We start from the raw sequence: 19,423 nt of genomic DNA on the forward strand, positions 1-19,423 counted from the left end.
GACCGTGCAGGCCGCGCACCATGTGCCGCTGGCCGCACTGGCGCGGGGCGCGGTCGCCACATCGCCCCGCCGCCAGCATCTCCGGCCAAATTAAATTCTGAAGACGACCTGTTTGCAAGCGCAACTCGCACGATAATATTCTGCGTTTTTAGCGATAATCATCGCATCAACAAACAGGAGATCGCATGAAATTGAAGCACACCGCCGCCGCCCTGGCCCTGCTGGCCGCCTTTGGCGCCCACGCCCAGGACACCATCATCAAGATCGGCCACAGCGGCCCGCTGTCCGGCGCCCAGGCTTTTGCCGGCAAGGACAATGAAAACGGCGCCCGCCTGGCGGTGGAAGAACTCAATGCCAAGCCGATCACCGTGGCCGGCAAGAAGCTGAAATTCGAACTGCTGTCGGAAGACGACCAGGGTGACCCGAAAGCCGGCATGGCCGCCGCCCAGAAACTGATCGACGCCGGCGTGCACTACGTGGTCGGTCCGTACAACTCGGGCGTCGCCATCCCTGCCTCGCGCGCCTACAACGACGCCGGCGCCCTGGTGGCCAGCGTCGCCACCAATCCCAAGCTCACCCAGCAAGGCTACAAAGGCCTGTACCGCGTCAACGCCAGCGACTCCCAATTGGGCTCGAAAATGGCGCTGTACGCCGCCAATGAAATGAAACTGAAAAACGTCGCCGTGATCGACGACCGCACCGCCTTCGGCCAAGGGCTGGCGGAAGAATTCAAGAAGCAGGCCAAGGCTTCCGGCATGACCGTGGCCGGCCACGAATTCACCAACGACAAGGCGTTCGACTTCACCTCCATCCTGACCAAGCTGAAGACCAAGAACGTGCAGGCGATCTTCTTCGGCGGCTACGCGCCGCAAGCCGCGCCGATGGCACGCCAGATGAAACAGCTGGGCATCACCGCCAAGCTGCTGGGCGGCGACACCATCTGCACCGCCGAAATGGGCAAGCTGGGCGGCGACACCGTCGGCGAAAACGTACTGTGCTCGCAAGGCGGCGCCATCCTCGACAAGGCCGCCACCGGCCCGGCCTTCAAGGCCAAGTTCAAGGCCCGCTTCAAGCAGGACGCCGACGTCTACGCCGCCGCCTACTACGACGCCGTGATGCTGTACGCGCAAGGCATGCAAAAGGCCAACTCGATCGATGCGCAAAAAGTGCAAGCCATCATCAGCGCCGGTTCCTACCAGGGCGTGGCCGGCACCTACGCCTTCGACGCCAAGGGCGACATGAAGCAATCGCCGGTCACCATCTTCACCTTCAAAGGCGGCCAGCCGGTGCCGCTGACGAGCTATTAAGCAGCCCGATCAGGCTGTCGAAGGCTTGCTGGGCGCCCTGGCAAGCCTGCTCGATTTGCGCCGGCGTCACCACGTCGGCGCGCAGGGCGGCCAGGAACTGCTGCCAGCGCGGGCCGGGCGATCCCTGTCCGCCCAGATAGCCCAGGGGATGTGGCACCAATGATACGGCCAGGCGCTTGTACAGCACCGCCCCGCCCAGTTGCGAACCTTCGATTACGTAACTGACGCCCCAACGATAGGCGGCGCTGGCTTGCTTCGGCCATGGCTGTTGCACCGCCAGCGGCGCGGCGACCGGCAGCGCTTTCAGTGAAGCATCGGCCAGGTCGATGCGCAATTGCGCCAGATAATCGCGGGGCGGCATCTGCTGGCGCGGGCCATCCGGGTAGCTGTCCAGCCACGCTTGCAGCGGCGCCAGCCAGGCCTCCAGCAAACGCAAATGATCGCGGTAGGCGCGCAGGTCCGGCGCGGCCGCAGCCAGCGGCGTGCGCGAGTCCAGCTCGGCGTGACGGTCGGCGGTGGCGGCGCGCAAGGCGGTCAAGACATCCAATATATTCCCCAAATTCAACATGAAGTGACGATTCTACACAGTCATTACGCGCGCACGGTACGCAAGGGCACCATCACAGGCAGCCCCGCTCAGGTAAAATTTCATTATCCTTTTTTTCCGCGCCCATGAACGACAACACCCCTACCCCCTATTGTTCCGTGCTGCTGATCGATGACGAAGCCATGGCCGAAGACCTGATTGGCTATCGCCTGTCCAAGCATGCCGACATCCGGCTGCGCTACGACGCGCACGCCGAACTGGCGGTGACCCTGTGCCGGGAGACCGAAGCCACGGTGGTGCTGGTCGACCTGCGCATGCCGGGTGCGGACGGCTTCGACGTCATCCGCCTGCTGCGCGCCGCGCCCGAGACCGACCATGTGCCGATCATCCTGCTGTCGTCCGAGGACGATGCCGATACCAAGGCACGCGCCTTCGCGCTCGGCGCCAACGACTACCTGGTCAAGTGGCCTGAGGCGCGCGAGCTGGAGGCACGCATCCGCTACCACAGCGCCGCCTACCAGGCGCGCCGGCAGCGTGACGCCGCCTTCCTCGAACTGCGCCAACGCGAGGCGGAACTGCGCGCCAGCCAAGCCGCGCTGCACCAGTCGCAAAAAATGGAAGCCATCGGCCAACTGACCGGCGGCATCGCCCACGATTTCAACAATGTGCTGCAAGTCATCGGCGGCAATCTGCAGCTGGTGAAGATGATCGGCGACGTCAATCCGCAGGGACTGGCGCGCGTCGACAACGCCCTCAACGGCGTCGAACGCGGCGCGCGGCTGGCGGCCCACCTGCTGGCGTTCGCGCGCCGCCAGCCCTTGCAGGCGGCCGTGGTGGCGCTGGCGCCGCTGCTGGCGAATATGGACGACATGCTGCGCCGCGTGCTGGGCGCGCGCGCGCAGGTGCTGACCGACCTGGCGCCACAACTGTGGCACACCGAGGTCGATGTCGGCCAACTGAACAACGTGATTCTCAACCTGGCCATCAACGCCCGCGACGCCATGCACGGCGACGGCACGCTGACCATCCGCGCGCGCAACGTCGCCGCCGGCGCACCGCTGCCGGACAGTCAGGGCGCTTGCCAGTGCGACTATGTGCTGATCGAAATCGCCGACACCGGCAGCGGCATGCCGCCGGAGGTGCTGCAACGCGCCTTTGAACCATTCTTCACCACCAAGCCGACCGGCCAGGGCACCGGCCTCGGGTTGAGCATGGCGTACGGCTTCGTCAAGCAGTCGGGCGGCGAGATCGCGCTGCACAGCGAAGTCGGCCACGGCACCTGCGTGCAGATCTATTTGCCGCGCAGCCACGGCACGCCGGCCGGCATGGTGCCCAGCGTGGCGGAGCCGCTGAGCGGCGGCGTGGAAACCATTTTGGTGGTGGAAGATGAAGACGACGTGCGCGCCGCCACCGCCGATCTGCTGGCGGCGCTGGGCTACGAGGTGCTGAGCAGCGCCGACGGCGAACAGGCCGCCCATCTGATCGAGGACGGCGCCCATATCGACTTGCTGTTTACCGACGTGGTCATGCCCGGCCGCATCAGCAGCCTGGCCTTGAGCGAGCTGGTCAAACGCAAGCTGCCGCAGGCGCAGATCCTGTTCACCTCCGGCTATGCGGAAGGGGTGCTGGCGCACGACGGCAAGCTGCCGCCCGGCGTCCATCTGCTGCCCAAGCCATACAGCGCCGAAACACTGAGTGCGCGCATCCGCCAGCTGCTGCACCAGCGCGCCACCACGACAGTTTCTACAGCGGCTTGATGTAGCGGTGCGATCCCGGCGGCGGCTCGTTGAGCACCGCCCAGAAGATGCCGAGATCGGCGATCGCGCGCACGAATTCCGTGAAGTCGACCGGCTTGACCACATAGGCGTTGACGCCCAGCTCGTAACTGCGCACCAGGTCCTGCTCCTCGCGGGACGAGGTCAGCATCACCACCGGGATGCTTTTCAGCGCCGCCACGGCGCGGATCTCGGCCAGCACCTCCAGGCCGTCCACCTTGGGCAATTTCAGGTCCAGCAGCACCACCGCCGGGTTGCCTTGTTCACGGCTGGCATAGGCGCCGCGCGCGTGCAGGTAGTCGAGCGCTTCGGCGCCGTCGCGCACCACGATCACTTCGTTGGCCAGCTGGCTGCGCTCCAGCGCGATCAAGGTCAGTTCCAGGTCGTTGGGATTGTCTTCCACCAGCAGGATGGGCTTTAACATAGTCGGTCTCAATCAGTTACGGGTAAAGCAAATGAAAATGTTGCGCCCTCCCCCGGCACGGAATGGGCCCAGACGCGGCCGCCATGGCGCTCGATAATACGGCGCACATTGGCCAGGCCGATGCCGGTCCCTTGGAAATCTTCCATCCGGTGCAGGCGCTGGAATACGCCAAATAATTTGTGGGCGTAGTCCATATTGAAGCCGACGCCATTGTCGGCCACGTGGAACACCGTCTCGCCCGGCAGCTGCACGCTGCTGATGCGAATCACCGCCGGATCGCGCTGGCTGGTGAACTTGACTGCATTCGACAGCAAATTATACAAGGCCAGTTGCAGGAAGGTGGGGTCGGCGGTGATCTCCGGTAGCGGCTCGATCACCCACTCGATGCGGTGCGACGGCAGGTCCGGCGCCAGCTTGTCGATGCAGCCGCGCACCAGCTGTTCCATGCGCACCGGCACCGGCCGCAGCGCCGCCCGGCCCATCTGCGAAAAACTCAGCAGATCGTCGACCAGCTTGCCGGCCAGCCGCGCCGCGTCCTTGATGTTGACCAGGAAGCGCTGGCGGCGTTCCGGGTTGTCGCTGGCGGCCGCCTCCAGCAGCAGGTCGGCAAAGCCGACGATGTGACGCAGAGGCGCGCGCAGGTCGTGCGACACCGAATACGAGAACGCCTCCAGCTCCTTGTTAGCGCGGCCCAGTTCCTCGGCCAGGTCGGCCATCTGCTCGGCGCGTTCCAGCGCGATGCCCAGCAGCGCGGTGCGGAATTCCAGCGCCAGCTCCACCTCGCCGTCACGCCATGGCTCGCTGTTGCCGTGGATGGTCTCGCGCCACAGCTGGAAACTGCTGCGCGGCGACAGTTGTCCTGCCTGTTTATCGTCCGGACGGCCGGCCCAGTCGATCTGCACCACGTGCTCGGGCCGGAACCACAGCAGGTAGTGCGGGTGAATGCGCGAAATCTGCATCGCCATTAGGCCGCTGGCGCAATCGGTGTAGTCGGCCGCCGCCGCATAGTGCTCCGCCAGGTGGGAGCTATGGAACACGTCGTCCAGCACCTGGCCGTTCAGCCACGCGGCCAGCGCCTGGATCTGTTCTTCGGTCGGCGTGTCGCCAAACGTAATCAGCCGTTCGCCGATGACGATGGCGACGCCGCCGGCGCGCGCGAAGTGCAGCAGTTCGGGCAGCACGCTGCGCAGGTTCTCGATGAAGTCGGCGCCCTGGGTCAGGCCGCCGAGGATGCGCACCATGGCGCGCCGTACCTCAAGTCGGAACTGCAACTCGTCGGCATCGCTGCGGTTCTTGATGTGCAGTGCCAGGATCTGCCCCAGTTGCTCGCACACGGTGCGCTGGTGGAAACTGAGCCGGCGCGGCTGCGCGTGGTGACAGGAGATCAGTCCCCACAGCTTGCCCTTGACCACCAGCGAAACCGACATCGACGCCAGCGTGCCCATATTGCGCATGTATTGCAGGTGCACCGGCGATACGCTGCGCAGCGCGGCAAACGACAGGTCGCTGGCGTGGCCGCCGAACGGATGCTGCGGCGGCACCAGCGGCGCCGGCGTGTAGTGCGCGTCCGGAATCAGCCGCACGCGGTTGGCCACGTACAGAGCGCGCGCCTGGCGCGGAATGTCGCTGGCCGGGAAGCGCTGGCCCAGATAGCTGTCGTAGCCGTCGGCCAGCGACTCGGCCAGCACATTGCCGTGGCCCTCCTCGTCGAAGGCGTACACCATCACCCGGCCAAAGCCGGTCAGGGCGCGGATGTCGTCCGCCGCCAAGCGGCTCAGTTCGGCGATGGTGTCGGCGTCGCTGATCTTGTTGAGGAAGTCGCCTACCAGCGGATACAGCTGTTGCAGATCGCTGCCGGGGCCGCCCGCTGGCTCGAATTCCAGCAACAGCAAACCGTCCCACGCATGGGCCAGCACATCGAACGGCGCGCCGCCCTGGGCCAGTGTCGACAGGTAGGCCGGCTGTTCGCGCAGCGCGCCGGCCGTCAGTTGCGGCGCCAGCTGCGCCGCGCCGGCAGCGCCGATGACCTCGGCCAGCGGCCGGCCCAGCGCCTGCTCCGGCGCCATGCCGGTGAACTGCTCCAGGTTGGCGCTGACCTGGCGCACCGTCAGCTGCTCGTCCATCGCCAGCAAGAAGCCGTGCGGCTGCACCGCGCCGGGCGTGCGGATCGGTTCGCGGTCGCAACTGGTGAGATCGATGGCGGGGCTATCCTGGGGCATTGTATAGACGGAAAAATACCAAGTTATCAGACCTGCATCATAGCAAGTTCCAGCCGACGCTGCCGCACGCCTCAGCCCAGTTTCAATTCCCAGTAGCCGACATCGATCCAGCGGTCGAATTTGCGTCCGACTTCGCTGAAATGGGCCACCTTGACGAAGCCGAGCCGCTCATGCAGCGCCACACTGGCCGGATTGGGCTGGGCGATGCCGCCGATCGCCATGTGCACGCCGCGCTGGCGCAGTTCGGCCAGCAGCGCCGTGTACAGCGCGCTGCCGATGCCCTGCCCGCCCTGGCCGGGCGCCACATACACGCTGGTTTCGGCCGAAAAGCGGTAGGCGCTGCGCACCCGCCATTTGGTGGCGTAGGCGTAGCCGGTCACTTGGCCGGCATCGTCCTCGTGCACCAGCCACGGCAGCACGGCGCTGAGGTCGCGGATGCGCTGCGCCATCTCGTCGTCCGTCACCGCGCGTTCCTCGAAGCTGATGGTGGTGGTGGCGATGTAGTGGTTGTAGATGGCGGCGATGGCGCCGGCGTCCTCCGGCGTGACGGCGCGCAACATCAATTGTCGGCCGCCGGACGCAGCGTGGCGAACAGCGGCGAGGCCACCGGGCCGATGTCCGGCAGCGGCATGGTGGCAATGGCGCGCGCCTCGTCGGCCGGCAAACCGATGCCGTGCAGCACCATCGTCAGCATGTTTTCGATATGCTGCGGCCCGCCGCCGCCCTCGGTCAGCTGGGTTTCGATGCCGAAGAACACCGATCCCAGAATCATGTCGCGCACCGCCAGCGCGCTGCCGGCGGTAAAGCGGCCCGTGGCCAGACCCAGTTCCAGGTCGCGCAGCAGGTAGCGGTCCAGCCGCCGCCCGCGCACCGCGTGCGCCGGGCCGATGCGGGTCAGGAAGGTGCCCCACACCGGATAACGCAGCGCAAAATACACGTACAGCCGGGTGCCGACGCAGAAGCGCGCCACCGGATCGTCGTAGCGCAGCACCTGCGGATCGACCACGCCCAGCACCTCTTCGTTGAGGTCCTCGGTGACGGCCGCCAGCAGCTCGTGGGTGGTCTTGAAATAATTGTAGAACGTGCCGCGCGCCACGCCGGCGGCGGCGATAAAGTCGTCGATCACCGGAGCGTCCGGGCCGAGCCGGGCGAAGACGTCGATGGCGCTGCGGATCAGCAGTGCGCGGGTGCGCTCGCGCCGTTCGATGCCGACGCGCTGCTGGTGATTGGGTGCTGGAGTGGTGAGGATTTCGTTCATGCGGGAAGTATAGACCAACTAATTACGTCCGCGCACGTCGTCCAGCAGCGGCACGATGGCCAACAGCAGCAGCGCCGCCGCCAGCGGCAGCGTCGCCACGAAGCCCAGTTGCTGGAAGCCGAAGGCGCCGGCCACGCCGCCCGCCAGGAACATCGCCAGCAGCGAGCCGAGCAGCGCCAGCCGGCGGCGGTCGGCCGTCACCGGCGCGGTATCGGCGGCGCGGTTCCAGTAGCACAGTTTGCCCAGTTCGATGCCGATATCGGTCACCAGGCCGGTGACATGGGTGGTGCGGATTTCGGCACGCGAGGCCTTGGTGACGATGGCGTTTTGCAGTCCCATCACAAAACACAGCAGCGCCACGGTGGCGGCGATATGGCCATGCGCCGCCAGCCGCGCGCCGAGCAGGCCGAAAGCCAGCAACAGCGCCGCCTCCAGCAGCAGCGGCAGCGCGTAACAGCTGTGGGCGGCGCGGCGCCGGCCCCAGTTGATCAGGATGGCCGAGGTGGCGGCGCCGAGAAAGAACGCCGCCAGCGACGCCAGTCCCGCCAGCAGCAGCCCGCTGTGGCCCAGCGCCAGATTGTCGGCCAGCGCCGACACCACGCCCGACATATGCGAGGTGTACTGGCCGACCGCGAAAAAGCCGCCGGCATTGACCGCGCCGGCCACGAACGCCAGCGCGCGCCCCAGCCGGCGGTTGCTGAGATCGGTGCGCTGCGGACTGGCGTAGGTGCGCAGGTAGTGCATGGGCATGACGGGTCTCCGTGAGGAATGTCGCCCGTCGATTGTAAATCAAAAGTCCTGGGTGGCAGGATATTGGCTGTAGAAGTCGTTGTCCCAGTGGAAATGGGTAGTGGAGACGGTGATGGTGACGTCCAGCGCCTCGACGAAATGCCACCAGCCGACCGGCAGGAACAGGATCTCGCCCGGCGCCAGCACGCACTCGCGCACCTGTACACCGGCCATCATCGGGAAGCGCTCCAGGTCGATGTTACGGCCGTCCACCGGCGAAAAACAGTGGCGCTGGTTGTACATTTTTGGCGTGTCGCACGGCGCCACCAGCCGCACCCGCTTGCGCCCGGCGATCTGCAACATGAAGTTGTTGGTCAGGTCGTGGTGGAACGGCGTGATGGTGCCGGCCGGGCCGAACCAAAAAAAGCCAGTGCTGCCCGGCTGCAGATAGGCGTCCAGCGGCGGCAGGTCGGCCATCAGCCCTTGCAGGGCGTCGCGGTTCCGGCCGTCGTTATTGGCGGTCATGTAGAAATCGTTGGTGACGCGGGCGTTGCGCACCAGCGCCACATAGTCGCCGAACGGCATGCGGCGCCGGTGCGAGGTGCTGTTGATCTCGTAGTCGGGATCGGCGTTGCGGCCGAACTGCACCTCCACCTCGCGCTCGCCCAGCTGCGCGGCCAGGTAGTCGAAGGTCCATTTGTCGCGCGCGGCGCAGCCGTCCAGCATGCCGGTGATGATGACCGGCTGGTTGCGCTGGTAAAACTCGTGCAGGAAATCGTCGCCCAACAGGCGCTCGCGGCGCGGCACCTCGGCCGGCGCCAGCTGGTTGAGCCGCGACTGGATGCCCAGCACCCAGTCGCGCTTGGCCAGCCGGTTGTGCAACCGCGCCACTCCGCGCAGATAGGGACTGGCCAGCGCCGCCTCGACCTCGGCGCGCGCCGCCGCCTCGGCGATGCCGGACTGGACCATGATGCCGGCCAGATGCCCGGGCTGGCCGCCGAGGATCAGGTTCTCGGCGATCCAGCCGCGCCAGGAATCGTTGACAGCGGTCGGCGGCACGGCATCCTGGCGGTTCATCGGCGAGCTATCCTTTTTGCATTGTTGCTTTTTTAATACACAGTTTCCGGCAACACTGCACGCGCCACGCCGTCGCGGACATCGATCACGCGCGGGAACAATTTGCCGAAGCTCATCTTATAACAAGCCTGGCCATCTTTCCACGCGGTCGGCAACACCAGCAACATCTGGAACGACGTCGGCTGATCGCTCTGCGCGCCGAAAATCGGCGGCGTACCGGCCAGCACGATGGCCTGCATCGGCTCGCCGCCATCCATCTCCATATGGTGACCGCGCACCGACATTTCGTGCACGTCGCCGGTGACGGTTTCCAGCACAGCGGTGCCAACCACGCTGTCGGTTTCGCGGTTGACAACCAGGTTCAGACGCAGCGACGGACGGCCCAGGGCGGCACTGTGGATTTCATAAACGGCGGCAAATAACTGGCTCATGGCATTTCCTAAAGTGAAGAGCTGAAAACATGCTCTGCACTGTAGGCGGACCGCGCCAAAATAGCCTTCCGGTTACCTTCCGATTCGTAAGCCGCTGTTTATAAACACAATTTACCGCTTTGGCAAGACCCAGTCCGGACGGATGTAATGGCAGGTGTAGCCGTTAGGAATGCGTTCCAGGTAGTCCTGATGCTCCGCTTCCGCCTCCCAGAACGAGCCGACCGGTGCCAGTTCGGTAACCACTTTGCCCGGCCACAGGCCAGAGGCGTTGACGTCGGCGATGGTGTCTTCGGCGATCTCGCGTTGTTTCTCGTCGGCATAATAAATAGCCGAACGATAACTAGTACCGAGGTCATTGCCCTGCCGGTTGGCGGTGCTCGGGTCGTGGATCTGGAAGAAGAATTCCAGGATTTTGCGGTAGCTGAGCACGGCCGGATCGAAGTTGATCTCGATCGCCTCGGCGTGTGTTCCATGGTTACGATAGGTGGCGTTGGCTACATCGCCGCCGCTGTAGCCGACGCGCGTGGACACCACGCCCGGCATTTTGCGGATCAAATCCTGCATCCCCCAGAAGCAACCGCCGGCCAGAATGGCTTTTTCCGTGCTCATATTTAATTCCTTTCAATAAATGTTCCTAGCCAATTTGGAGACAACACGACATTTCTTCAAGCGCGCCGCCAAAATGCCACTATAATTGACGCAAGGAAAGCCAATTTGCTTTTGGTTTGCGTGCCCCCTCCCTGTCGCGCCCCGCCTCCTCCGGCCTGGACCCAGCCGAACGCCACGTTTCATTTTTCGTTCATATCATGGACCAGACCACTACCCAACGTATTCTCGTTGTCGACGACAACAGCGAAGCGGCCGACATTTCGGCCGAACTATTGGAACTGCACGGCTACCGCACCGCGGTCGCCTACAACGGCCTGACCGGGCTGGAAGCGGTTCGCACCTTCGAACCGCACGCCGTGCTGCTCGACCTCGGCATGCCCGGCATGGACGGCTACCAGGTCGCTGCCGCGCTGCGCGCCGTGCCAGACTTCGACCAAGTAGCGTTGATCGCCTTCACCGCCTGGGGCGACGTCGTCACCCGCCAGCGCGTGATCGACACCGGCTTCGACGCCCACGTCATCAAGCCGGCCAACCTGGAACGCATCCTGACTGCGGTGCGCGAAGCGTTGGCCTCGCGCGCGCAGATGCAGACCAGCGCCGCGTAATCATTTCAGCAACACCCGGCCGAAACCGGTATCGGTGCGCTCTTCGGTGGCTCCGGCCGCTGCGGTTGCGCCGTCCGGGTAGCCGAAGCGGCAGCTTTGCAGATAGTCGACCGCCTGCGCCACCAGCGCCGGCGGCTGGCCGTTAGGCTCGGCTACCACGCGGGTCGGCGCGCCGTCAGCGTTCACCAGAAAGCGCAGCAGGATGCCATCGGCACTGCTGGGCCGCTGGTCGGCCGCGCGGAAGGTGGCGAAGCGGTCAGACGGCGGGCAACTGTCGGCCAGCAGCACCGGCCGCGCCGCCGCCGTGCCGCTCAACTTCCACACATACTGTAACGGGAACACCGTCTGCTTGCTGGCGGCCGGCAGATTGGGCTGGAACACGCAGCTGGCGATGCCTTGCAGCGCCGCCTGATCGAGGATCTGCCAACCGCTGCCATGCGTCACCGCCGGATGCAGCACCCGGCCGTCGCTGCCGATTTCAAACCGGATCGTGGTCGCCCCCTCGATTTCATAGCGCCGCGCCTCGGCCGGCCACTGCGGCTGCGCGCAACTGGCCGGGCTGACCAAAGCCTGAAACGGCGCCTGCTGTCCCGACTGGGCAGCACGGCTGGCAAAATTAATGACGCCAAACACCGCAGAGATCGCAGCGAGGGCAAGGAGTTTCCGGTTCATGCGGCGATGATAGCGTAGTTAACTGCTGACTTAAAGATTTAAGCCTGTCTGGCGGCGCGGCGCGGGTGGGTATAATTGGTGGATGCGCCTATCGGATAAACGGAACGTCTTGCACTTGTGGATTGCCATTCTGGCGCTGCTGTTCAGTGCTATTGCGCCTGCCGTGTCGCATGCGATGTCGGCGGCTGGCGGCATTCCGGGGCTGGAGATGTGTACCGTCTACGGCGTCAAGGCGCCGCCGGACAAGTCGCTGTCGGACGCGATTGTGCACGCCTTCGAGCATTGTCCGTACTGCGCAGCGCACGCGACGCCGCCAGCGTTGCCGCCACCGTCGGCCTGGCATTTCCCGCTGCATCGCGCGCAACCGATTTTCCCTGCACTGTATTACCACTCGCCGTCGCCGCTGTTCGCCTGGTCGACCGCCAACCCGCGAGCGCCTCCTGCCGCCGTCTGATTCGTCCGTCCGCAGCGCTTTTACCGCGCTGCGCTTTCGCATCTGTAAAGCTGGAGATTCCCCATGTCCCACCCGTCCTCCGCGTCCGGATTGTACCGGCGCGTCTGGCACTGGCATTTTTATGCCGGTCTGATTTGCCTGCCCTTTATCTTTTTACTGGCGCTGACCGGCGCCGCCTATCTGTTCCACCAGCAGATCGACGACGTGGTTTACGCCCGCCTGCTGCTGCGCGAAACTGACGCCAGACCAACGCTGGCACCCACGCAGTTGATCGCCGCCGCGCTGCGCGCCGAACCGGGCGACGCCAAAGCCATCACACTGCCGGACGACGACACGCATAGCGTGCAGGTCGACGTCACGCAAGCCGGCGGCAAGGTGCGCCAGGTATTCCTCGATCCCGCCTCCGGCAAAGTGCTCGGCGCCATCGACGAATCGGCGCGCGTGATGACTTTCGTGAAGCACCTGCATTCACTGACGGTGCTGGGCAACGGCGGCCGCATGGTCATCGAAACCGTGGCCGGCTGGATCATCGTGTTGATGCTGACCGGCGCCTATCTATGGTGGCCGCGCGGCCGCCGCCACGGCGTGGTCAGCATCCGTCCCGGCGCGATAGGACGCAACTGGTGGCGCGACCTGCACGCCGTCACCGGCGCCTTCGGCGGCATCGTTATCCTGTTTTTGGCGCTGACCGGCATGCCATGGACTGCGGTCTGGGGCCAGCAAGTCAACCGCTGGCTCAGCGAACATGATCTCGGCGCGCCGAACGGCATGTGGCGCAACCTGCCGCATTCCACCATCCCAGCTTCCGCGCTGGGCGACCTGCCCTGGACCTTGCAGCAGCAACCGCTGCCCGCCTCCGACGATCCGCACGCCGAACACCACGGCCATGGCGGCCATCACGGCCCCGTCGCGCCGGCCAGCGTCGTCCGTATCAGCGCCGACCAGGCAGTCGACACGCTGGCCGCCGCCGGCCTGCGCCAAGGCTATCGGCTGGTGCTGCCGCAAGACGCGCAAGCCGTCTACAGCGCCATCCGCACGCCGCGCCAACTGGCCGGACGACGCGTGATCCACCTCGACCAGTACAGCGGCAAAGTGCTGATGGACCTCGGCGCGGATCGCATAGGCGCGATTGGCCGCGTCACCGAATGGGGCGTCAGCGTGCATCAGGGCGGGGAATATGGCTGGATCAATCAGATGGTGATGCTGCTCGGCTGCGTCGCGCTAATGCTGCTGTGCGTGAGCGGCGTCGTGGTGTGGTGGAAGCGTCGTCCCACCGGCAGCTTTGCGCCGCCGCCATGCCGGCAAGGCGATCGCCTGGCGCTGGGCGCCATTGTCATTGCCGTCGTTATTGGCGTGGTGTTTCCGTTGCTGGGCGCGTCAATGCTGCTGGCGGCCCTGCTCACTGCAAGGCGCAAACCGTCGCATTGAGCGACGGCTGCGCCACAGGTCTAACCGGCTATCAGGACTTGAAGAAGGCCAGCAGGTCCGGGTTGATCACATCAGCGTGCGTGGTTGGCATGCCGTGTGGGAAGCCTGGGTACGAAATCAGCTTGCCGTGCTTGAGCAGCTTGACCGATTTCGCGCCGCTGTTGGCGAATGGGACGATCTGGTCGTCTTCACCGTGCATCACCAGCACCGGGATATCCAGTGCGCGCAGGTCGTCGCTGAAGTCCACTTGGGCGAATTGGAAGATGCAATCGTAGGCGGCTTTAACGCCACCGTTCATGCCTTGACGCCACCAGTTCTGGCGAATCGCTTCCGACACTTTCGCGCCTGGACGGTTGTAGCCGTAGAACGGAATCGTCAGGTCCATGTAGAACTGTGGACGGTTGAACGCGGTGCCTTGACGAATATCGTCGAAGACTTTCAGCGGCACGCCGTCTGGATTGGTGGCCGATTGCACCATGATCGGTGGCACGGAGCTGATCAGCACAGCCTTGGTCACCAGGCCTTTGCCGTGTTGACGCACGTAGCGTGCTACTTCGCCGCCGCCGGTCGAGTGACCCACGTGGATGGCGCTCTTCACTTTCAATGCCGCGACCACGGCGGCGGTGTCGGCGCTGTAGGTGTCCATGTCGTTGCCATGGTCGGTCTGGGTCGAACGGCCATGACCACGACGATCGTGGGCGATGACGCGGTAGCCGTGCTGCAGGAAGAACATCATCTGGTTATCCCAGTCATCGGCGCTCAGCGGCCAGCCGTGGTGGAACCAGACTACTGGTGCGTCTTTAGGACCCCAGTCCTTGTAGAAAATCTGGCTACCGTCTTTTACTGTAACAAAACCGCTGTCCATGTTGAATGCTCCTTGATGAGGGGTGGTGGAAGATGTCGCAGCCGAGGCGATCGAAGGCAGGCCTGCCGCTGCCGCAGCAACAGCGCCCAGGCCACCGACGATGGCCGAGCGGCGGGAGGTGCTGACGTCGGAAGAAGTCTTTTCGGAATTCACGTGATACTCCTGTCGTATGTGATTGATGTGGCAAAGCCAGATCACATTGGAACCGATGCGCCCCTCGTTTGTAACCTGCCTAAAGGTAGGCTTATCCCTTTTGAGACAAATCCTTTAGCGCCGCCACCAGCTGGTCCAGATCGCCGGTGCGGGTGAACAAACCGGGCGTGACGCGGATACAGGCGCCGCCCACCGGCCCCTTGCGCGCCACGGTAAAAATCCGATACTGCTCCACCAGCCGGTTGACCAGCGCCGCGTTCTGTTCAAACGTGGTGTGGCCGCGCAAACGGAACGAGGTCACCGCGCCGTAGCTGCCCGCATCGTCCGGCGTCAGCACCTGCACGCCATCCAGGCCGCGAACCTGCCGTACCCAGTAATCGCGCAGTTCACGCAGGCGGCGTCCGCGATTGGCCACACCGATTTCGTCGTGTAGCTTGAGCGCCGCCGGAACCGTCATCAGCGCAGCGGCGTTGAAGGTGCCAGAGTGGACGCGTGAGCGGATATCGCTGGCCGGATAATCCTCGTCGCCACGCTCGATACCGATATCCGCCAGCCGCTCCTTGCGAATATACAGAAAACCCGTGCCGAGCGGCGCACCAACCCATTTGTGCAGATTGGCGCCGATAAAATCCGCACCCAGATCGGGCAGCTTGTAGTCCAGCTGTCCCCACGATTGCGCCACGTCGAGGATCACATCAACGCCGCGCGCCTTGGCCATCTTGATGATCTCCACCACCGGCAGCACAAAACCGGTGCGGTGGTTGACGTGCGTAAGCAGCAAAAGCCTGGTGCGCGGATGTTGGCGCAAGGCCTGTTCATAGACGTCGATGGCGGCCTGGCGGTTGACCGGTTCCGGGATCTTCACCAGCGCCACCTTGGCACCATTGCGCTGGGCCAGATCGTTCATCGCGTACTGCATGGCGTCGTAATCCAGATTGGCGTACATGATGGTGTCGCCGCGCTTGAGTAGGCGGTAATTGCAGATCAGGTTTTGCAGCGACTCGGTGGCGCCACGCGTGATGGCCAGTTCTTCCGCCGCCACGCCGGTGTGGGTCGCCAGCAGCGCGCGCAGCTGCTCCATGCCGGCGTGGTCGAACTGGCGGCGCAGATAGTAGGAGTTATAGCGGTTAAGGTAATCGATGTTACGCTTGAAATCCTCCGCCACAGGCCGCGCCATGATGCCGTAATAGGCGTTTTCCAGATTGACGATATCGCCGGCGATGTCATAGCTTTGCGCGATCGCCTCCCAGTCCGCCGCCGACGATGGCGCCGCCGGCGATGCCGACGAAACGCCCGGCACCGCCATCGCGGTCATCCCCGCAGCCGCCCCCAGCAACCTGCGCCGGCCCGCTTGAAATCCATCCATTCCGCACCTCCCAAAGTTGGCATTGCAAAACAGCTGCACAGCTTTCGCCGCTAACATGGGCATAATACGGGAAGAATAACGCGAACAAGGAGCCTTCGATGCATGTACCGACACGCCGCCGTGCCTTGGCGTCCATGGCCTCCATCGCGGCATTGGGCGTACTGCCTGCGACATCGTCGGCCGCTGCCGCAGCGGTGGCGAAAGCGCCGCTGCGCCTGACGATGGTCAACCTGATGCCGTGGGCCGGCAATGGTCCGCACGGCCAGCCGGTCGGCGCCTTGATCGATTTATCCGCACAACTGGCGACGCTGAGCGGTGTGCCGATCACGCCCATGCCGGTGCCCTATGGTCGCGCGCCGCACATGCTCACCAGCGGCGGCGCCGACCTAATGCTGATCATCGACACCAGCGCCAAGGGCGGCGGCATCGACTATGTGGGCACGGTCGATATCGTGGTATTCGGCCGCAGCGGCTTCCGCTTCCAGCGCATGGAAGACCTGTTCGGCAAAACCGTCGGCATGCTGCGCCATTCCGGCTACAGTCCGGAACTGGAAGCTGAATCACGCATCCACAAACACGCCTTCGACAGCTACGATCAAGGCGTGCGCATGCTGCAGGCCGAGCGGCTGGATGTGATACTGGGCGTCAGCGACAGCATCGAATACGTGCTGGGCAAGGCCGCTGGCCAGATCAGCCCACGCTACCCGTTGGCGCGCGGCCGGGTGGCGTTGTATGCCGATCCCAAGATCGACGCCGCCACCATCGCCGCGCTGCAAGCAGCCTGCCGCCAGTTACGCCAGAAACGCGTGATGGACGAACTGCTGCACCGCCCTCAGCGCCGGTAGAACTGCTTGACCATCTCGGTGAAGTTCTGCACCGTGACCGACTTCTCGCGCGGCCGCGTAATCAATGCGATCGCCGTGCCCAACCCCTGGTTGCGGAGATCCTGATAAGTGACGCCCTCGGAACGAAACTGGCCTATCGACTCCGGAATGATGGCCACGCCGAATCCCGCCGCCACCATGTTAACGCCCGACGAAATCTGCGGCGACTCCATTTCAATCCTGGGCGAGAAGCCGGCCACGTGGCAGGCGCTGATGATGGCGTCGTACAGTTCCGGATTGATGGCGCGCGGGTACAGGATGAACGGATCGGCCGCCAGCTGTTTCAAGTCGATGGTGCGGCGCCGGCCCAGCGCATGGCCGCTGGGCAGTACCGCGATCATCTTTTCCTGCACCAACGGCGTCACGGTCAGGTCGCCGCAATCGAGCGGCAGGCGGATCATGGCGCAATCGACCTGGGCGTCGGCCAGCTTGCCCAACAACGCCGTGCTGTTGCTCTCCTCGGTGCGGATCTTCACGCCCGGATAGTCCTCGCGGAAGCGGCGCAGCAGCCGCGCCACGGTCGGATGAAACACCGTCGACCCGGCGAAACCGATCGACAGGTTGCCGCTCTCGCCGCGCGCCGCCATCTTCACGTGTTCCAGCGCGTCGTTGGCGTCGTCCAGCACGCGCCGCGCGCGCTCTTTGAAAATCACACCTGCCTCAGTCAATTCCACGCGGCGCGGGTGGCGGATGAATAGCTGCGTACCGATCTCCCGTTCCAGCTTGATGATCTGCTGGCTCAACGGCGGCTGCGCGATGCCCAGCCGCTCGGCCGCTACGGTGAAATGCAGGTGCTCGGCGACGGCCAGAAAATAGCGTAACTGGCGAAACTCCATCGTTGTCCTTTCATCTTGAAGAGCGTTTTGCGATATCTTTTTCGTCTTGAAGAGACTAGCACGAAATATTGGATTCGCGGAGCGTGTGCGCTTAAGCTGAACCTCATGATGCTCAAATCCCTGCTCACCCACGCCACCGATAAGGCCAACCTGCTGGAAGGCATGCGCGCGGCTTCGGCCTCCGCCATCATGCTGCTGGTGGGCTGCGCGCTGCACGCGCCGGACTTTGCGTGGGCGGCGATTGGCGCTTTCTGGACCTCGCTGGCTACCGCGTCGGACACCGCGCGCAACCGGCTGGCCTCGATGCTGTCGTTCGCCGTACTGTCGACCGTGGCCGGCGGATTGACCACCTACGCCGCCAGCCTGGGTACGGCGGCTGGCGCGCTAGCCATTCTGTTGGTGGTCACCAGCGCTGGACTGGCGCGCGTGTGGGGCGCCAAGGCCTACCAGGTCGCCATCCTCGCCGCCACCGCCTGCGTGGTGATGGTGGACCGGCCGTGGCACGGCGGCAGCGGCGGCATGGCCTACCTGGGCGTGTACCTGTTCGGCTGCCTGTTCGCCACCGCGCTGAGCGTGGTGATCTGGCAGATCCGCCCCTTCGCGCCGGAGCACTACACCACCAGCTGGCACGCCGCCGCCGCGCAGAGCGTGCGCGAAGGCTGTCTGCATCTGCGCCGTCACGCCTCGCTATCCAGCGACGGCGCGCACTTCGCGCTGCGGCTCGGTATCGCCACCACTGTGGCCTACCTGACGGTGCACATGCTGGACCTGTCGAACGGCTACTGGGCCACCATGGCGGTGCTGCTGATCTTGCAGCCGTCCGCCTCGGGCACGCTGCCGCGCAGCGTCGAACGTGCGGTGGGTACGGTGGTCGGCACCATCATCGCGGTAGCCATCAGCGGCCTGGCAACCTCGCCGCTGGCGATTGCGCTGGCGGTGTTCCCGCTGATTGGCTTGACGATGACCTTGCGGCCGGTAGGTTACGGCGTCTTCGTCGCCTTCCTGACGCCCTCCTTCGTACTGGTGGCCGACTACGCCATGCCAGTCTTCAACGAATACAACTACGCACTGGCGCGCCTGGAAACCAACCTGCTCGGCAGCGCCATCGCCGTGGCCGCCACACTGACCCTGTGGCCGCTGACGGAGCGCTTCAGAAAGCAATAAGAAACCTCTTTTGCATGCTCAAGGTCAAATAGTATTCCTGGTCACTGCCGCAGCGCTGGAAAGGAGTTATCAGCCATGACTAAAATCATTAACGGCGTTGTCGTCGAAGAGAGCAGCGGCAATCCCTACTCCGATGTTGGCCTCCCGGATGCTGATGATATGCTGGCCAAGGCCATGCTTGCCAGTCAGCTGGAAGACAAGCTGAACGAGCTTGATGTGACGCCTACTCAGGCGGCCGAGTTGTTTGATGTACCCACAGCTTGGCTTACTGATCTACTGCTCGGTAAGTTTCGGAATATCAGCCGCGACAAGATCATCGCTTGTCTGGAACAGCTCAAAACGCGAGTGCCTTAGACGCTCACCTTGATGAGTATTACGTCGCGCCCCCCTTCAAAGGGCGCCCTGCTTCATCCATAGTGGTTGATGAGGTCATTTAAGGCTCCAACCGGCGAATAGCATAAAAAAAAAGACGCCTCCCTCTTTGAAAACAGGTAAGGCGGATTTTGCCGGAACTTGGCCGGAATGTATCTTGGTGAGCTTGCCGGAATCGAATTACCTATGAAATGTTGGTACTAAATCGGTGAAAAGTACAACATAGGTACAACAATATCGATTGGTTC

The 19,423-nt window shown here is 64.2% G+C and carries 21 protein-coding genes; 8 read left to right on the forward strand and 13 right to left on the reverse strand.

The features are described from left to right. Positions 1-185: 185 nt before the first annotated feature. Positions 186-1,307: a branched-chain amino acid ABC transporter substrate-binding protein gene (locus tag GTP69_RS07895; RefSeq protein WP_161054355.1), complete on the forward strand. Its 1,122-nt coding sequence runs from the start codon at positions 186-188 to the stop codon at positions 1,305-1,307. Here the strand turns inward: GTP69_RS07895 and GTP69_RS07900 are convergent. Continuing rightward, positions 1,270-1,857: a biliverdin-producing heme oxygenase gene (locus GTP69_RS07900; RefSeq protein ID WP_371867849.1), complete on the reverse strand. Its 588-nt coding sequence runs from the start codon at positions 1,855-1,857 to the stop codon at positions 1,270-1,272. The two genes, GTP69_RS07895 and GTP69_RS07900, sit on opposite strands and share 38 nt — an antisense overlap. A gap of 122 nt (positions 1,858-1,979) precedes the next feature. On the opposite strand from GTP69_RS07900, the gene GTP69_RS07905 reads away from it, so the two are divergent. After that, positions 1,980-3,611, forward strand: coding sequence for a response regulator (locus GTP69_RS07905; protein ID WP_161054357.1), 1,632 nt, complete (start codon positions 1,980-1,982; stop codon positions 3,609-3,611). Here GTP69_RS07905 and GTP69_RS07910 read toward each other — a convergent pair. From GTP69_RS07910 to msrA, 8 genes are all read right to left on the reverse strand, one after another. Then, complete coding sequence (locus GTP69_RS07910; RefSeq protein WP_161054358.1) at positions 3,598-4,053, reverse strand: response regulator; 456 nt, start codon at positions 4,051-4,053, stop codon at positions 3,598-3,600. The two genes, GTP69_RS07905 and GTP69_RS07910, sit on opposite strands and share 14 nt — an antisense overlap. A gap of 8 nt (positions 4,054-4,061) precedes the next feature. Further along, entirely contained in the window at positions 4,062-6,272 is a 2,211-nt protein-coding gene (locus GTP69_RS07915; RefSeq protein ID WP_161054359.1) for an ATP-binding protein, read from the reverse strand. A gap of 71 nt (positions 6,273-6,343) precedes the next feature. Beyond that, on the reverse strand, positions 6,344-6,832 hold the full coding sequence (locus GTP69_RS07920) for an arsinothricin resistance N-acetyltransferase ArsN1 family B (protein ID WP_161054360.1): 489 nt from the start codon (positions 6,830-6,832) through the stop codon (positions 6,344-6,346). Beyond that, entirely contained in the window at positions 6,832-7,530 is a 699-nt protein-coding gene (locus tag GTP69_RS07925; RefSeq protein WP_161054361.1) for a TetR/AcrR family transcriptional regulator, read from the reverse strand. Before GTP69_RS07925 ends, GTP69_RS07920 begins: the two co-directional genes overlap by 1 nt. 18 nt (positions 7,531-7,548) lie before the next feature. After that, positions 7,549-8,280 carry a YoaK family protein gene (locus tag GTP69_RS07930; RefSeq protein WP_161054362.1) on the reverse strand — a complete coding sequence of 244 codons (732 nt, stop codon included), beginning with the start codon at positions 8,278-8,280 and terminating at the stop codon, positions 7,549-7,551. Positions 8,281-8,319: 39 nt separating this feature from the next. Further along, on the reverse strand, positions 8,320-9,336 hold the full coding sequence (locus tag GTP69_RS07935; RefSeq protein WP_161054363.1) for a cupin-like domain-containing protein: 1,017 nt from the start codon (positions 9,334-9,336) through the stop codon (positions 8,320-8,322). 32 nt (positions 9,337-9,368) lie between these two features. Further along, positions 9,369-9,767, reverse strand: a complete 399-nt coding sequence (locus GTP69_RS07940) for a DUF1842 domain-containing protein (RefSeq protein WP_161054364.1) — start codon at positions 9,765-9,767, stop codon at positions 9,369-9,371. Between the two features lie 111 nt (positions 9,768-9,878). Then, positions 9,879-10,376, reverse strand: coding sequence for a peptide-methionine (S)-S-oxide reductase MsrA (msrA, locus tag GTP69_RS07945; protein WP_161054365.1), 498 nt, complete (start codon positions 10,374-10,376; stop codon positions 9,879-9,881). Between the two features lie 197 nt (positions 10,377-10,573). Between msrA and GTP69_RS07950 the strand changes: the two genes are divergently transcribed. Next, positions 10,574-10,981, forward strand: a complete 408-nt coding sequence (locus GTP69_RS07950) for a response regulator (protein WP_161054366.1) — start codon at positions 10,574-10,576, stop codon at positions 10,979-10,981. On the opposite strand, the gene GTP69_RS07955 is transcribed toward GTP69_RS07950, so the two are convergent. Further along, positions 10,982-11,653: an energy transducer TonB gene (locus GTP69_RS07955; protein ID WP_161054367.1), complete on the reverse strand. Its 672-nt coding sequence runs from the start codon at positions 11,651-11,653 to the stop codon at positions 10,982-10,984. 109 nt (positions 11,654-11,762) lie between these two features. Between GTP69_RS07955 and GTP69_RS07960 the strand changes: the two genes are divergently transcribed. Further along, on the forward strand, positions 11,763-12,107 hold the full coding sequence (locus GTP69_RS07960) for a DUF2946 domain-containing protein (protein WP_161054368.1): 345 nt from the start codon (positions 11,763-11,765) through the stop codon (positions 12,105-12,107). A 63-nt stretch (positions 12,108-12,170) separates the two neighbouring features. Then, positions 12,171-13,535 (forward strand): PepSY-associated TM helix domain-containing protein, encoded by a 1,365-nt coding sequence (locus GTP69_RS07965; protein WP_161054369.1) that lies wholly within the window; start codon positions 12,171-12,173, stop codon positions 13,533-13,535. A gap of 31 nt (positions 13,536-13,566) precedes the next feature. Here GTP69_RS07965 and GTP69_RS07970 read toward each other — a convergent pair whose 3' ends face one another. Both GTP69_RS07970 and GTP69_RS07975 read right to left on the reverse strand, forming a co-directional pair. Beyond that, positions 13,567-14,400, reverse strand: coding sequence for an alpha/beta fold hydrolase (locus GTP69_RS07970; RefSeq protein ID WP_202424339.1), 834 nt, complete (start codon positions 14,398-14,400; stop codon positions 13,567-13,569). A gap of 244 nt (positions 14,401-14,644) precedes the next feature. Then, a complete protein-coding gene (locus GTP69_RS07975) occupies positions 14,645-15,919 on the reverse strand; it encodes an aminotransferase class V-fold PLP-dependent enzyme (RefSeq protein WP_161054371.1) in 1,275 nt (424 codons plus the stop codon). A 98-nt stretch (positions 15,920-16,017) separates the two neighbouring features. Between GTP69_RS07975 and GTP69_RS07980 the strand changes: the two genes are divergently transcribed. Continuing rightward, on the forward strand, positions 16,018-16,764 hold the full coding sequence (locus GTP69_RS07980; protein WP_161054372.1) for a substrate-binding periplasmic protein: 747 nt from the start codon (positions 16,018-16,020) through the stop codon (positions 16,762-16,764). Here the strand turns inward: GTP69_RS07980 and GTP69_RS07985 are convergent. Then, positions 16,752-17,639, reverse strand: a complete 888-nt coding sequence (locus tag GTP69_RS07985) for a LysR family transcriptional regulator (RefSeq protein WP_161054373.1) — start codon at positions 17,637-17,639, stop codon at positions 16,752-16,754. The two genes, GTP69_RS07980 and GTP69_RS07985, sit on opposite strands and share 13 nt — an antisense overlap. A gap of 105 nt (positions 17,640-17,744) precedes the next feature. On the opposite strand from GTP69_RS07985, the gene GTP69_RS07990 reads away from it, so the two are divergent. Continuing rightward, a complete protein-coding gene (locus GTP69_RS07990) occupies positions 17,745-18,803 on the forward strand; it encodes an FUSC family protein (RefSeq protein ID WP_161054374.1) in 1,059 nt (352 codons plus the stop codon). Between the two features lie 75 nt (positions 18,804-18,878). Then, complete coding sequence (locus GTP69_RS07995; protein WP_161054375.1) at positions 18,879-19,157, forward strand: helix-turn-helix domain-containing protein; 279 nt, start codon at positions 18,879-18,881, stop codon at positions 19,155-19,157. The last annotated feature ends 266 nt before the right edge of the window (positions 19,158-19,423 follow it).

Source organism: Duganella levis, assembly GCF_009857605.1.
Classification (GTDB): Bacteria; Pseudomonadota; Gammaproteobacteria; order Burkholderiales; family Burkholderiaceae_D; genus Rugamonas; species Rugamonas levis.